The sequence below is a fragment of the Paenarthrobacter nitroguajacolicus genome (assembly GCF_031455195.1).
In the GTDB taxonomy this organism is placed as follows: domain Bacteria; phylum Actinomycetota; class Actinomycetes; order Actinomycetales; family Micrococcaceae; genus Arthrobacter; species Arthrobacter nitroguajacolicus_D.
The window spans coordinates 408,735-422,686 of sequence record NZ_JAVDSH010000003.1 but is presented as its reverse complement, the minus strand read 5'-3'; the positions used below and the strand labels follow the sequence as shown (position 1 = coordinate 422,686).

Sequence of the window (13,952 nt, the reverse complement as noted above, 5' to 3'; positions counted from 1 at the left end):
GCCTGATCTTCGCCCCGCTCGCATCCCACATCTCCGAAGGACCCCTCATGTCGAACACCCCCGAGTCGCAGAAACCCGATTCCGGTACCACCCGCATCGTCGCCGGTGAGACCGCACCCAAGCCCAAGCGCCGCCGCACAGTAGAGATCGCCCTGGCCGTTGGCCTGGTGCTCCTCATCGGTGCAGGCGCCGCGGTTGCTTCCGCTGTTTCGCAGAACAACCAGGCCGCACCGGCTCCCACCACGACGCCGGCCGCTGAGCTCAAGCTCGGCTACTTCAGCAACGTCACCCACGGCCCTGCGCTGGTAGGTACCAGCAAGGGTTTCATCGCCAAGGAACTGGGCGATACCAAGCTCAGCACCCAGATCTTCAACGCCGGCCCCGCCGCGATCGAAGCCCTGAACGCCGGCGCCATCGACGCCACCTACATCGGCCCGAACCCGGCCATCAACTCCTTCGTCAAGAGCAACGGCGAGTCCATCAGCATCATCGCCGGTGCGGCTTCTGGCGGTGCCCAGTTGGTGGTCAAGCCGGAGATCACCTCCGCGGCCGACCTCAAGGGCAAGATCCTCGCCTCGCCGCAGCTTGGTGGAACGCAGGACGTAGCACTCCGCGCCTGGCTGGGCGCGCAGGGTTTGAAGACCAACGTCGATGGCAGCGGTGATGTGAACATCAACCCGACAGAAAACGCGCAGTCGCTGAAGCTTTTCCAGGACGGAAAGCTCGACGGCGCGTGGTTGCCTGAGCCGTGGGCCTCCCGCCTGGTGCTCGAAGCCGGGGCGAAGGTCCTGGTTGATGAGAAGGACTTGTGGGAGAAGGGTGACTTCACCACCACCATCCTGATCGTGAACAAGAAGTTCGCCGCCGAACACCCCGAAACCGTAAAGGCTCTTTTGAAGGGTCACGTGGAATCCGTGAACTGGCTCAACTCGGCCTCGGCTGAGGAGAAGGCCAGCACCATCAACGCGGTTCTCAAGGACACTGCAGGCAAGCCGCTTCCGGCCAAGGTGATCGAGCGTGCGCTGCAGAACATCAAGTTCACTACCGACCCGTTGGCCGGGACGTACAAGAAGTTGCTGGATGACGGCGTGAAGGCGGGCACCACCAAGCAGGCCGACATCAACGGTATCTTCGACCTCCGCACCTTGAACGAGGTCGAAGGCAAGAAGACCTCAGCCGCAGGTCTTGGGCAGGACTAAGCAGTAACGGGCTGGTCCGCTTCCCCTCCCTTGGGCGGGAAGCGGGCCGGCCTTTAGCCACATCAGCTTTACCAATCAACATGAAGGACGGGACCATGCCAGTCGTACTCGAGAACCTGGGCAAGCGCTTCGGCGACGGCGCTCCGGTGCTGGACGACGTCAACGCCACCATCGCGCAGGGCGAGTTCGTCGCCCTCCTCGGTGCGTCCGGCTGCGGCAAGTCCACCCTGCTGAACATCATGGCGGGACTGGAAAGGCCGACGTCGGGCGCTCTTGAAGTACCCAGCGACGGTGCCGCCTTCATGTTCCAGGACGCGTCCCTGTTCCCGTGGCTGACCGCGCGTGGCAACATCGAGCTGGCTTTGCAGTTGGCGGACAAGACCAGCACCAAGGCGAGCCGGCGTGAACGCGCCACCGAACTGTTGGAACTTGTCCACCTCGGCGGCGCGGGGGAGAAACGTCCCCACGAACTGTCTGGCGGTATGCGGCAGCGCGTGGCCCTGGCCCGTTCGCTGGCGCAGGACCGGCAACTGCTGCTGATGGACGAGCCGTTTGCTGCCCTCGACGCAATCACCCGGGACCTCCTCCACGACGAGCTTGAGCGGATCTGGAAGGAAACCGGCCGGACCATCGTGTTCGTGACCCACAACGTGCGCGAAGCTGTGCGCTTGGGTCAGCGGGTGCTGCTGTTGTCCTCCCGTCCGGGCCGTGTGGTGGCCGAGTGGGACGTCACTGAGGAACATCGCACTGATCCGGGTCGCGCTGGGGAGCTGACCGGCGTCATTACCCGCCGTCTTCGCGAGGAGATCCGCCGCCATGCCAAGTAACCCCATCACCACAGAAGAGCGGACCCTTCCCGTGACTGAATCCAAAGAACACATCACGTCGCCGTCGCTGAAGGGCAACGCCTCGGAACTTCGCGACCTTGAAGCGGGCCTGGATAACCTTCAGTCGGACAACGGCCGAAAGCGGGGCATCGAGTGGAAGCGGGTGCTGCTGCCGGTAGCCGCGTTGGTGGTCCTGGTCCTGGCGTGGCAGTTCTACGTTTCCTTGGAGTTCAAGCGGCGCGACCTCGTTCCCGGGCCCCTTGATGTGCTCACCCAGTTCGTGACGATGTGGGGAGAAGGAAAAGTACAGGAAGCGGTGTGGACCTCGCTGCAGCGTGGTGTGATTGGTTTCCTGATCTCGGTGGTCATCGCTACTCCCGTGGGGTTGATCCTGGCTCAGGTAGCTCCCTTGCGCCGTGCGTTCGGGCCTCTGATCTCCGGGTTGCAGGTTTTGCCGTCCGTGGCATGGGTTCCCGCTGCGATCATCTGGTTCGGCCTGACCGACGCCACCGTCTACTTCGTGGTGTTTATGGGTGCCATCCCGTCCATCATCAACGGCCTCATCTCGGGTGTGGACCAGATCCCGCCGCAGTACCGCAGCGTGGGCACCGTCCTTGGCGCAAACCGGCTTCAGATGGCGTTGCAGATCGTCCTGCCCGCCGCGCTTCCCGGCTACATCAGTGGTTTGAAGCAGGGCTGGGCTTTCTCCTGGCGCTCCCTCATGGCCGCCGAAATCATCGCGGTGGGCGGAACCATCGGGTTCGGGCTGGGCTCCTTGCTGGACCAGGGCCGACTACTCTCCGATATGACCATCGTGATGTCCGCGATCCTGCTGATCCTGTTCGTAGGCATCCTGATCGAGCTCCTGGTGTTCGGGCCGATCGAGAAGCGTTTGCTGCAGCGTCGGGGTTTGCTGGCGGGCAGCAGCCGCTAGCCGGTTCTGGTTTCGACCCGGACGAAATGCTACGTTGCCACCAGCCTTTGCATGTGGGGGAGGCGATTCCCGGCAGGGACGCGATTGCTCCCCATGGCGTCCTTTTGACGGACAGCGGCTCGGAGATCACCATCAAGAAATTCACCATCACCCATGCCGGCGCCAACATAGAGATTTCGGAGCAGACACAGCTGGAACACGGTCCGGTGAACGGCGTGCAAGGCCCCAGCGAAGGCTACGTCTACGACCAAAAAGTTGAACTGGCAAAATCCGGGGAAGGCTGGAAGATCGTCAGTATCTCCCCTCTCAGGCCGGGCAAGCCTTACCCGACGACAATTGTTGATCCAGACACGCTTTAGGCGCTCGGCACTTCGCGTCGGCCGCTGCATAACAGTCGACTTCCGGACGGCGCGCAAAGGCTCGACGGCGACCTCCCGCCGTCGAGCCCTTGCGTCACCAGACGGTGAGGTTAGAGTCCGGTCAGCAGATCCCGCATTTCCCGAATCTCTGCTTCCTGCGCCGTGACGATGTCCTTGCCTAGCTGGACAGCCTCCGGGTTCTTGCCCTGGGCTATCTCGGTTTTGGCCATGGTCACAGCACCTTCGTGATGCGCGATCATCTGCGTCAGGAAGAGCCTGGCGGCTTCCACCCCTTGGGCATCCCTGAGCTTCTGCAGGTCCGCCTCGCTCAGCATGCCGTCCATGCCGTGGCCGCCATGCCCCGAGGATCCCATGACAGGCACGTTCCAGCTGTTCAGCCAGCCCGTCATCTTCTCTATTTCGGGTGCCTGCGCGTCTTTGATCTTCACGGCCAAGTTGGTAATCGAGGCCGGGATGTCAGCCTTTGCCAGCATGACGTCGGACATCTCCACCGCTTGGGAGTGATGGGGGATCATCATCTGGGCGAACATGGTGTCTGCGGCGTTGTGCCCGGCGTCGCTGCTGTTCGCAGAGGGGCTGATGGAGGTGCCGGAACTTCCATGGTCCATGCCCGACATGGAACCGGAGCCGGGGTTGGAAGCGCAACCAGCCAGGGCAAGCAGAGTTGCGAGAGCCGCTCCGGTCACAGTGAAGTGAGTTCTGTTCATGAGTAAAAGTCCTTTGCATTTCGGGCGGCGGTGATAGTCAGCCGCCCGGTAGTCAGCAGATGGTGAATGGATGTGCGGTCCCGGCTGTTACCGGACCATCCAGTGCTCACGTACGGCTGATGCAGAGTTGCCCGGGTGTAGGACCGTGGGGTTGGTAGGACCAGGACGGAAGAATGGTGGGCAGTTCCCACGATGCAGGGGTGACTTCGCCTGTCGTGCCGGGTGGGGGAGCGCTCAGGGAAGCTGCTGTGAGGGATGGGATGCAACTGGCAGCCTGAGTGCAAGAGCAGGTTCCAAATTCCGTGCCGTGATCGTCGCCAGCCGAGGCATCGCTCACCTCAGGAGAAGAGCCGTGCGCATGGTGGGATGAGGAGGTGCCCACTACAGGTGATGCCGCAGGAGTCCCATGCGATCCACCTGCCCCATGGGAACCGCTGATGATGTGCATTCCGAATATGCCTGCAATGACGGCCGTTACCAGAAATAGAAGCAACGCCCGCCCGAGGAGGGCGGCATGAGGTTGAGGGGACAGCTGCTTGCTCACGATGCTTCACCACCTTCGTCTATTTCCGATGCCGACAGTATACCCCGGTGGGGTATGAATGAGCGATTCATTTTCTGCTGGCGCTGCCTGCCCTTGGCATTCCTCCGTTGTCCGCTGCGCCATTGCGATTCGCGGCCTAGAATCGTCGAATGGGCCTTCTAACGTTCAGCATCAACGTCACGCTCGATGGTTGCGTGGACCATCAGGAGGGCATCGCCGACGACGAGACGCACGCCCACTTCACGCGTCTCCTGGATCAGAGCGGCGCAATGCTCTGGGGCCGGACTACCTACGAAATGATGGAGGTTTACTGGCCCTTGGTTGCCCGTGGCGAAGTAGAAGCGCCGCCAGCCCTACGCGAGTGGGCGATCACCTTGGAGGGAAAACCCAAGTACGTCGTTTCCACAACGCGGAGCGACTTCCCCTGGACCAACAGTCATCGGCTGGTTGGCCAACTGGGTACGGCCGTTCAGGAGCTTAAGGACAGGACTCCCAAAGGGGTGCTTGTTGGCAGCGGGAAACTAGCAACAGAGTTGGACCGATTGGGCCTGATCGACGAGTACAAGTTCCTCATCCACCCCATGATCACAGGCCACGGACCCACCCTGTACCAAGGCGGACTGCCCAGCACCCGACGCCTCGAGATGATCTCGGCCGAGCCGCTCAGTAACGGAGCGGTGGCGATGCACTATCGCCGGGCTGAATGAGGAACAAGGACTTAGAAATCCCCACCTGGGTAGATGCCCTCGGGCAAGGTGAAGCAAGGCGAACCCGAATCGATCCAAATCTCATTAGGTTTAACGCCTCCACCGACGAGGTAATTCTCCCCGGGAGCAGGTGGATCAATTTGGACAAGAAGCTTTTCATCTATATCCATATCGACGGACACCTTGAGTCCATTCGCCCGGTAGTGGGCTTCGATGTCCTTCACGATTGACTCGATTTTGGTTCCGTCGGCTACCGTGATGGTGGTTGAACCCTTCCATTTGTGTTGGGCTTTGTTGCAAGACAGAAGCACGCCCTTCGTCTTTTGATCGATCGAGACAACCGTGTCTTTTGGGATCAGGGCGGCGATCTCCAATTCCATGGCTTGGGCTTTGGCCTTCGCTTCCTGCCACGTCAGTTCACCATCCATCGGGTCCTCCTGAGTCTTTGTTGCGGTGGGCTCTGGTGGTTCGATCGGAGTCCCCCCAGGGCTTCCGGCACAACCGGCAAGCCCTATCAGCCCCACCAGCAACAACGTCACGGCGCCGGTCCGTGCCCTCATCGAGTCACGATTCCAAGCATGTTTTCAAGCGCTTTCATGTTGTTCTCGCTGTTGGAGGCGATGAGGTTGTGGTTTTCCATGAGGATTAGAAGTCCCCACCTGCATAGATGCCCTCGGGTAAGGTGAAGCACGGCGAGCCCGAATCGATGTCAATCTGGTTTGGGGCTAGGCCTTCGGCGACAATGTAGTTCTCCCCGCTTCCGCTGCGAGCGATCATTTGAACTTCATAGGAACCCCTGATGTCAAGCCTGTTCCTGACTCCAAAGAGGCCGCCCTGATAGTGGGCTTCGATGTCCTTCACCATCGGCTCAATGTTCGTTCCTTCGGCAACCGTGATGGTGGTTGAACCCTTCCATTTGTGTTGGGCTTTGTTGCAAGACAGAAGCATGCCCTTCTTCTTCTGATCGATCGAGATAACAGCGTCTTTTGGGATCAGGGCGGCGATCTCCAGTTCCATTGCTTGGGCCTGGACTTTCGCCTCCTGCCAGGTCAGTTCAGCTTTCATCGGTTCCTCTTGTGTTTTAGTAGGCGTTGGCGCAGTCGACTGGATTGAACCCGTGTTGGGGTTTCCAGCACAAGCGGCGAGCCCGATCGAACCTGCCACCAGCAACAACGCCATGGCACCGCGACGCGCCCTCATCGAGCCACAATTCCGCGTATGTCCTTGAGCACTTGCTCGTTGTCCTCGCTGTTTGAGGCGATGAGGTTGTGGTTTTCCATGAGGATGTTCCCTTCTTCGACGGTGTTGATCGCCCTAAGTTGGTCGTCGTGGGGGCCGCGGTAGTAGTGCTGTTCGAACTCATCCCGATGAATGGGGTTATTTCCATTCCAAACCACCCCTGTATTGGTGATGGGGTTGGGAACTCCCTGACCATGGACGGGCAGATCATAGTCGTACAGGTTCGAGTATTCCGTGGTTGCCTGTGGTTTCCAGTCCGGGAGCATGCCGGCCCCGGCGAGGGAGACCACCTTGTCGTATCGCGCTCCGGCGACCTCGGAGCCGGTGACGATCGCCAGGCCCCAGCTGTGCCCGATGCCAGTTTGCTCGGCACCGTTCAGGTAGGGGTCAGTGCGCATTCCGGTTTCGAAACCTGCCAGTTGCTGCCCTGACGTGCGTGCAAGTTTCTCATCGTTCGCCTCCCTGATTCTCGCCAGGTTGGGACCGCCGGCGGTGTCCTCCTCCCCGGGGAACCGCCCATCCTTGTACACGAACGCCACCGTCCCCGGCACCCTGCTAGTGAGGTATGTCGAGACCTGCTGTACGCCGCCTGTGTAGAAGATGTTCATCCCGGTGAAGGTTCCTGGGACGTAGGTGATCACGTGCCGTGTGTCGGGGCCCTGGGTGCCGATCATTTCCACGATCCGGGACTGGTCCCGGTCATAGAGGTAAAGCTGTACCTCCCCGGCTTCCACCTGCTTCAGGTATGCCACCTCATTTTGCAGCATTTTTGTTCGGTTCGGGTCGTGGTGTGCTTGGCCGATCCCCGACAACTTCAGGGCTGTTTCCAGGTCGTTCTCCGCCGCCCGGAGCAAGCTTGGCGCGTTCAACTGGTTAGCCCGGACCCGGGCCAGTGCGGGCATCCCGTCCAAAGCGCCGAACATGGCCGGAGCCGCAGCCAGCAGCAGTTCCTGCACCTGCGTGAACCCGGACTCGTTCGCTGCAGGGTGGGCTCCCGTTTTCAGGCCCGCCCACCAAGCCCCGATTTTCGATGGGTCCATGCCTCGCAGGGTCTGCTGCCATACGGGTATTGTGGCCAATGCCTTCACGTCAGCCTCGGAGGCAGTGGACAAGTAGCCCAGCAGCGCCACACCCGATAAGGTCATCGGCGCCGTGGCAAGCACCAGAAGGCCGTTCGATACCGTTACCTGGCCGACGTCTCCGCTGCCACCGGCGGCGCGGAACGTCGACGCGATGTCGGAAGCCGGGTCGCGTCCTGATGGTTGTCTTCCAGAAACCGTCGCAGCCCGCCACGGACAGCGTCGAGATCAGAGTGCGCCCAGGAGCACTTGTCCTCGAACTCGGACACAGCTGCACTGACTCTATTGGCCGCGCCTCGGTCTGAGCCGTCCTGGATCCTGCCCACTCCGTCACCTGATCCGAGCGACGCCGCTCAACCTCCGCGGCGCTCTTCGCTTTCTGTACCCGATGGGCAACGTCTTCCAACATATGGACCAGCTCCGAACGGGCCGCCCGTTCAGAGGCAACGGTTACGCGGAAGCAGTCTGCGAACACGCCGCGGAATTCCGTGAGGGCAGCCGCTGAGATGGATTCTCGTCCGCCACGTTGATCCTGCAGCGTACGCGCTGCGTCTCGACATGCACCGATCGGACGATCGGCAACCCCCGTGTCGAAATTCATTTTACTCCATCAAATAGATAAACCTCCGACGGCTGCACTATACCTAATGCACTCCCAGGATTCTGAACCACTTTCGGAAAGCGCTGAGCAGTCGGCGAGGGGTCCTCGGAATTCTCCGGGCCCCCGCGGAGTTGTCCCGAACATGCACAACAAACGGATCGGTTTCCTGTCCTTCGGTCACTGGGCTCGTGTCCCGGGTTCCCTCGTACCCACGGCTGGGGAGGCCCTGAAGCAGGGCATCGAACTGGCGGTAGCTGCCGAGGAACTGGGAATCGACGGAGCGTTCTTCCGGGTGCATCACTTCGCCCGGCAGCAAGCATCGCCGTTTCCACTGCTGAGCGCTATTGCGGCACGGACCAGCCGGATCGAAATGGGCACCGGCGTGATCGACATGAGATACGAAAACAGCCTCTACATGGCCGAGGAAGCAGCAGCCACTGACCTCATCAGTGATGGGCGGTTGCAGCTCGGAGTGAGCCGTGGTTCACCCGAACCCGCACGGAACGGAGCAGCGAACTTCGGCTACGTCCCCGAGGACGGTGAGGACGGCGGCGACATGGCCCGCCGCCACACCGCATTGTTCCGCAAAGCCATCGCCGGGCACGGGGTGGCCGAAGCGGACCCGCACTACGCCGGTGGGGCCACAGGTCTGCTGCCCATCCAACCCCAGTCACCCGGCCTCCCTCAGCGGATCTGGTGGGGCGCCGGAACCCGCAAAACGGCCGTGTGGGCTGCTGAGCAGGGGATGAACCTGATGAGCTCAACCCTTCTTACCGAGGACACCGGTGTTCCCTTCGACGAACTGCAGGCAGAGCAGATCCGGATGTTCCGCGAAGCCTGGGCCGCCGCCGGGCATGACTTCGAGCCAAGGATCTCTGTGAGCCGCAGCGTGATCCCCATCGTGGACGACGTCGACAACCACTACTTCGGTCTGCGTGCCCAAGCGGACAGCCAGGACCAGGTAGGAATTCTCGACGGCGCGTTGTCCCGTTTCGGGAAAAGCTACATCGGCGAGCCGGATCAATTAGCGGACGAACTGGCGAAGGACGCAGCCGTGCAAGCAGCCGACACGGTCCTGCTCACAGTGCCCAACCAGCTTGGCGTCGACTACAACGCCAAGCTGCTGGGCAACGTCGCCAAGCACGTCGCCCCTGCTTTCGGTTGGAACGCGAAAGCCTAGGACGCCACCGCCACCAGCTCGAGAACAGAAGAAGAAGCAGGCTCCGCGAACACCCGGTACCCCTGTTCGTGGTCGAACCCATGAATTTCACGAGTATCCAAAGCAGCCATGAATTCGAGGGTCTGCCGGGTGACCACCTGGCCAGGGACCAGGATGGGAAAGCCCGGCGGATACGGCGTCACGAAACCAGCGGACACCACCTCTTGTCCCTTGGCCACGGCGGAAGCCACCTGAGCTGCGGACAGGTACACCGTGGAATCGGGCTTGTAACTCTCAAAGTAGGCGGCCCGGATATCACCGTCCTCGCAGGAATCATCCGTACGGAAGCGCGCGGCAAAAGTGCTGAAATCCGGGAGCGGGGGAGTAGGACGGGGAGCGTCGGAGGCGGCAGGAAGTGACCGCTGCCGCGCCGAAGGATGCGGGTTCTCAAAGCCTTCAGCGAGTTTCACCAGGACCTCGATCAGGTACGCCACGGAGCTTCGCGAAGTGCCGATGTTGGTCATGAACAGCACAGTGTTCCGTGACGTCTTGTTCACTTGGATGCCGTGATCGTCCATGAGGTAGCTGTGGCGGAAAGTGTCGCCGTCGATCCCTGTCTTGCTGATGTCCAGCGTCAGGCGGCTTGGATCGATGACGAACTCGTCCCGCTGCCAGGCCTCGTCCAGCTCCGACAGCCCATCCCGCAGCGGCATGCTGGAGCCGGTTTCCCTGTAGCGCGGACCGATGAGGTCCCGCGAGGAAAGCACCCGGAAGTACTTCTTCAGCAGGGGATGCCTGGCCACGGCTTGGGCCACGGACACGGCAAGGTCGGATTGCCGTTGCACCAGGCCGAAACCTTCCAGTTCCACCTGTCGTCTGCCAATGTCCAGGGACGCCAGGATCTGATAATTCGGCGAGGTTGACGTGTGGGTCATGTACGCCTCGCGGAAGGACTCCCGGTTGGAGCCGGCGAAATCCTGGTCAAACACGTGGATCATGGAACCCTGCCGCAGCGAGGTCAACGTTTTGTGGGTCGACTGCGTTGCGTAGACCCGCAAACGTGCCTTGGCAGGATCCGGAATCAGCCTGGTGGTGAGCCAGGTTTCGTCATCAACGGGTTCGCCGGTGACCGGGTCATGAAGGGCGGCGGCCTGTTCCGCGTACCGGGCTGCGTAGGCAGGATCGCTGAAGGATGTTTCCAGGGAGGCTGCAGCCGCCATGCCGGTTCGACGTCGGTACACCGGATGGGAGCGGGCGAAGGCAAACCACGCCTCATCCCACAGGAAGACGAGATCCGGTTTGATGGCCAGGCATTCCTCCATGACCCTTTCGACGTCGTACACAACGCCGTCAAAGGTGCAGTTGGTGAGGGTCACCATTTTCACCTCGTGAAGCCTGCCTGCCCGCCGGTATTCCAGGAGCCTGCGTTTGAGGCTGGCCAGGGGGACAGCACCATAAAAGGCGTACTTGTCCAAGGGATAGGCGTCCAGGTACGAAACCCGGGCGCCCGCGAGCACGAACGCGTAGTGGTGCGATTTGTGGCAGTTCCGGTCCACCAGCACAACATCGCCCGGGGCAAGCAGCGATTGATGCACGATTTTGTTGGCCGTGGACGTGCCGTTGGTGACAAAGTAGGTTCTTTGCGCCCCGAAGGCCCGGGCCGCGAGTTCCTGTGCGCGTTTGATGGACCCATGCGGATCCAGCAAAGAGTCCAGACCGCCCGAGGTGGCGGAGGTTTCGGCCAGCAGCAGGTTTGTCCCATAAAAATCGGCCATGTCCCGGATCCACGGTGAAGTCCCCACCGACGCGCCCCGGGAAATCGGCAGGGCGTGGAAGACGCTGGCCGGGCGGCGGCTGTAGTCCTGCAGAGCGGTGAAGAACGGCGTTTCGTAGCGTTCAGCCACCCCGGACAGCAGTGACAGATGCAGGTCCAGATGATCCTGTCGCCGGAAAATCCGCCGGAATCTTCGCGTCAAGGATCCAGCCAGGGACTCGATGGAAACCCCTGCCACCAGGTAGACATCAAGCTCCGGCCGAAGCCCGGAGACAGCCTCGGCCAGCGCGAGGATCCGCTCGATAGGCCGCGAGTCCTGCAAGTCTGCGGAAGTGTGCCGGACCAGGAATCGTTGGAGGTCGCTGCCCAACAGGTGGGCGCTGCGGAGGGAGAAGCCCGGGCGAAGAACAACGGACTGGATATCGGGGTTCAGCATGATGGCCACCAAGGCATCCTCATAGCTGGGAACCACGTTGACCGTGTACGCGAACGCATCCGAAGGGCGGCGCTGCGCAGCCATGGTGTTCTTGAGCGCCTCGGCTTCTTCGGGCTCAATGGTATCCACCACCAGGACCTCAAAGCGTGGCCGCTCCGCCGGCTCGGACTGGTCAACAACTTCCTCGTCCGGGAGCTCAGCGCGCGGCACCGCAGCTGTTTCCCCGGCAGAGGCGAGCGGGAGGTGGGACAAACCGCCCAGAAGCTGGAGCGCGGCCTGGGGTTCGCCGTCGTCGACTAATTGGCGCAACTGCGCCACGGCGTTTACTCCAGGCTCTGCCCAATACGGTTCCACCGCTGCCAGGAGGGCAAAAGTCCGGTCGATCTGGGACAGCAAACCGGATTCCTGGTGTCGGGCGGAAGCGAGCTGCCTGAGGGCGTATCCCAGGAACTCCCATGCGTCGGCTCGGGACCGCCAGGCCCTGCTGGGGGTGCCGATTCTGGGGGACGGGGAAGGGGTGCTCATGTGTTTCACTTTCAAACCGGAAAGGGGTCTAGGACGTCAGGGCTGTGCGGATGCGGCCGCGATACGCGTACCAGCCGGCTATCAGCAGCGGAGCCAGCACCAGCAACGAGGCCAGCACCCATCGACCTGTTTCCGAGAACCCCATGGTGACCAGGACAAAGGCCAGGAACCCAAGCGTGAGGTAGGAGGTAAAGGGTGCTCCGAACAGCCGGAAGGCCGGGCGGACCACCTTGCCGCTGCGGACCCACCGCTGGAGCTTGATGTGGCAGAGCATGATGGTGGCCCAGCCGCCGATGATGCCCACCGCCGAGATTTCCAGCACGATCTCAAAGACCTGCGAGGGGACAACGGCGTTCAATCCAACGCCCACCAGGGTGATGACCGCTGTCAGGAGGATGCCACCGTAGGGCACTCCGGACGCGCTGATCCGTCCGGTGAATTGCGGAGCCGAGCCATTCACAGCCATGGACCGGAGGATGCGGCCAGTGGAATAGAGGCCGGCGTTGAGGCTGGAGAGCGCGGCGGTGAGGACCACGAAGTTCATCACGGAGGCGGAGATGGCTCCGGCCTGCGGATCGCCGAGGTGCGAGAAGAAGGTGACAAAGGGGGACTCGCCGGCCTTGTAGGACGTGAAGGGAAGCAGGAGCGAGAGCAGCAGGACGGAGCCCACGTAGAACACCCCGATGCGGATTACTACGGTGTTCACGGCCTTGGGCATCACCTTGTGGGGTTCGGCGGTTTCGCCGGCTGCAGTGCCTACAAGTTCCACGGCGGCGTAGGCGAACACCACGCCGCTGATGGCCAGGAGCGGCGCCACGGAGCCCATGGGGAACATGCCGCCGTTCTCAGCGATGACGTTGAAGCCCGGAACGCCAACGTCCGTCCGTCCACCGAAAACAATGAAGCAGATTCCCACCACGAGGAACGTCACCAAGGCGCCCACCTTGATCATGGCGAACCAGAACTCCATCTCGCCAAAGATCTTCACGGACACCAGGTTCAGGGAGAGCACCACTACCAGAGCGATCAACGCGATCAACCACTGCGGGATGTCGTTGATGGGTGCCCAATATTGGCCCCAGAACTTCACGTACAGGGCAACCGCGGTGACGTCCACTATGGAGGTCATGGCCCAGTTCAGGAAGTAGAGCCAGCCCGCGGTGTAGGCCATTTTCTCGCCGTAGAACTCGCGGGCATAGGAAACGAACGAGCCGGAGGTGGGGCGGTACAGCACCAACTCGCCCAGCGCCCGCAGGATCAGGAACGCGAAGAATCCGCAGACGGCATAGACCAGCACCAGCGCGGGTCCGGATCCGCTCAGGCGGCCTCCGGCACCCATGAAGAGCCCCGTACCGATCGCACCGCCGATGGCGATCATTTGTATCTGCCGGGGCTTGAGGGTCTTGCGGTAGCCAGTTTCCTCTTGGGCGAAAGCGTTCGACGGCGGACTGGCAGCCAGGTCTGTTGGGGAAGGAAGGGTTTGTGTGGACGCAGGGGTGGGTATCACTTCGGGGGTCTCCTTTGACTCCGTTGCCACCACAGGTGGCTCAATACTCCACAACGTGGGGCTGGCTGCCTCGCAGTTGCGCCTGAAAATGGCCGCGCTGCAGTCAGTATTTGTGGTGTGTGGGACAGTCACCAACTCTAGGTCGCTCCCGTCACCAACAAATTGGCTGGCGAACCAAATTCAGGGCCCGGCTCTTGTGCCGGGGGGACAACACTGGTGTTCTGGAGGGCCGGTAATGTTGCTCGCTGTGCGTGCCTGCGTACATGTACCGGCGACGCCCCTCAATGGCGAGGAAGCGTACTGCTGAAGGAACTGATGTGGAGAGGAAGCGATA

12 protein-coding genes are annotated in these 13,952 nt (G+C 61.7%); 6 read left to right on the top strand and 6 right to left on the bottom strand.

Features of this window, described 5'->3' with window-relative positions; translation table 11 throughout:
* Positions 1–47: 47 nt before the first annotated feature.
* From J2Y68_RS09365 to J2Y68_RS09350, 4 genes are all read left to right on the top strand, one after another.
* Entirely contained in the window at positions 48–1,199 is a 1,152-nt protein-coding gene (locus tag J2Y68_RS09365; protein WP_309992503.1) for an ABC transporter substrate-binding protein, read from the top strand.
* A 95-nt stretch (positions 1,200–1,294) separates the two neighbouring features.
* Positions 1,295–2,026, top strand: a complete 732-nt coding sequence (locus J2Y68_RS09360; RefSeq protein ID WP_309992501.1) for an ABC transporter ATP-binding protein — start codon at positions 1,295–1,297, stop codon at positions 2,024–2,026.
* Complete coding sequence (locus tag J2Y68_RS09355) at positions 2,016–2,960, top strand: ABC transporter permease (protein ID WP_309992498.1); 945 nt, start codon at positions 2,016–2,018, stop codon at positions 2,958–2,960. Before J2Y68_RS09360 ends, J2Y68_RS09355 begins: the two co-directional genes overlap by 11 nt.
* Before the next feature lie 53 nt (positions 2,961–3,013).
* A complete protein-coding gene (locus J2Y68_RS09350) occupies positions 3,014–3,319 on the top strand; it encodes a hypothetical protein (protein ID WP_309992496.1) in 306 nt (101 codons plus the stop codon).
* 110 nt (positions 3,320–3,429) lie between these two features.
* Here J2Y68_RS09350 and J2Y68_RS09345 read toward each other — a convergent pair whose 3' ends face one another.
* Complete coding sequence (locus J2Y68_RS09345; protein ID WP_309992494.1) at positions 3,430–4,047, bottom strand: DUF305 domain-containing protein; 618 nt, start codon at positions 4,045–4,047, stop codon at positions 3,430–3,432.
* 693 nt (positions 4,048–4,740) lie between these two features.
* Between J2Y68_RS09345 and J2Y68_RS09340 the strand changes: the two genes are divergently transcribed.
* Positions 4,741–5,298 (top strand): dihydrofolate reductase family protein, encoded by a 558-nt coding sequence (locus J2Y68_RS09340; protein ID WP_309992492.1) that lies wholly within the window; start codon positions 4,741–4,743, stop codon positions 5,296–5,298.
* 11 nt (positions 5,299–5,309) lie between these two features.
* Here J2Y68_RS09340 and J2Y68_RS09335 read toward each other — a convergent pair whose 3' ends face one another.
* From J2Y68_RS09335 to J2Y68_RS09325, 3 genes are all read right to left on the bottom strand, one after another.
* On the bottom strand, positions 5,310–5,726 hold the full coding sequence (locus J2Y68_RS09335) for a hypothetical protein (protein WP_309992490.1): 417 nt from the start codon (positions 5,724–5,726) through the stop codon (positions 5,310–5,312).
* A gap of 217 nt (positions 5,727–5,943) precedes the next feature.
* Positions 5,944–6,477, bottom strand: coding sequence for a hypothetical protein (locus J2Y68_RS09330; RefSeq protein ID WP_309992488.1), 534 nt, complete (start codon positions 6,475–6,477; stop codon positions 5,944–5,946).
* 17 nt (positions 6,478–6,494) lie between these two features.
* Entirely contained in the window at positions 6,495–7,682 is a 1,188-nt protein-coding gene (locus J2Y68_RS09325) for a hypothetical protein (protein ID WP_309992486.1), read from the bottom strand.
* Between the two features lie 677 nt (positions 7,683–8,359).
* Here J2Y68_RS09325 and J2Y68_RS09320 point away from each other — a divergent pair.
* Entirely contained in the window at positions 8,360–9,397 is a 1,038-nt protein-coding gene (locus tag J2Y68_RS09320; protein ID WP_309992484.1) for an LLM class flavin-dependent oxidoreductase, read from the top strand.
* Here J2Y68_RS09320 and J2Y68_RS09315 read toward each other — a convergent pair.
* Together J2Y68_RS09315 and J2Y68_RS09310 are read right to left on the bottom strand one after the other, a co-directional pair.
* Positions 9,394–12,111, bottom strand: coding sequence for an aminotransferase class I/II-fold pyridoxal phosphate-dependent enzyme (locus J2Y68_RS09315; protein WP_309992482.1), 2,718 nt, complete (start codon positions 12,109–12,111; stop codon positions 9,394–9,396). The two genes, J2Y68_RS09320 and J2Y68_RS09315, sit on opposite strands and share 4 nt — an antisense overlap.
* Positions 12,112–12,139: 28 nt before the next feature.
* Positions 12,140–13,618 (bottom strand): amino acid permease, encoded by a 1,479-nt coding sequence (locus J2Y68_RS09310; RefSeq protein WP_397334806.1) that lies wholly within the window; start codon positions 13,616–13,618, stop codon positions 12,140–12,142.
* Positions 13,619–13,952 lie beyond the last annotated feature (334 nt).

Excerpts from the sequence above, each read along its gene's own strand:
- J2Y68_RS09360 (WP_309992501.1), top strand. The coding sequence starts at position 1,295 with ATGCCAGTCGTACTCGAGAACCTGGGCAAGCGCTTCGGCGACGGCGCT.
- J2Y68_RS09365 (WP_309992503.1), top strand. The coding sequence starts at position 48 with ATGTCGAACACCCCCGAGTCGCAGAAACCCGATTCCGGTACCACCCGC.
- J2Y68_RS09330 (WP_309992488.1), bottom strand. The coding sequence starts at position 6,477 with ATGGCGTTGTTGCTGGTGGCAGGTTCGATCGGGCTCGCCGCTTGTGCT.
- J2Y68_RS09340 (WP_309992492.1), top strand. The coding sequence starts at position 4,741 with ATGGGCCTTCTAACGTTCAGCATCAACGTCACGCTCGATGGTTGCGTG.
- J2Y68_RS09320 (WP_309992484.1), top strand. The coding sequence starts at position 8,360 with ATGCACAACAAACGGATCGGTTTCCTGTCCTTCGGTCACTGGGCTCGT.
- J2Y68_RS09325 (WP_309992486.1), bottom strand. The coding sequence starts at position 7,682 with ATGACCTTATCGGGTGTGGCGCTGCTGGGCTACTTGTCCACTGCCTCC.
- J2Y68_RS09315 (WP_309992482.1), bottom strand. The coding sequence starts at position 12,111 with ATGAGCACCCCTTCCCCGTCCCCCAGAATCGGCACCCCCAGCAGGGCC.
- J2Y68_RS09335 (WP_309992490.1), bottom strand. The coding sequence starts at position 5,726 with ATGGATGGTGAACTGACGTGGCAGGAAGCGAAGGCCAAAGCCCAAGCC.
- J2Y68_RS09355 (WP_309992498.1), top strand. The coding sequence starts at position 2,016 with ATGCCAAGTAACCCCATCACCACAGAAGAGCGGACCCTTCCCGTGACT.
- J2Y68_RS09345 (WP_309992494.1), bottom strand. The coding sequence starts at position 4,047 with ATGAACAGAACTCACTTCACTGTGACCGGAGCGGCTCTCGCAACTCTG.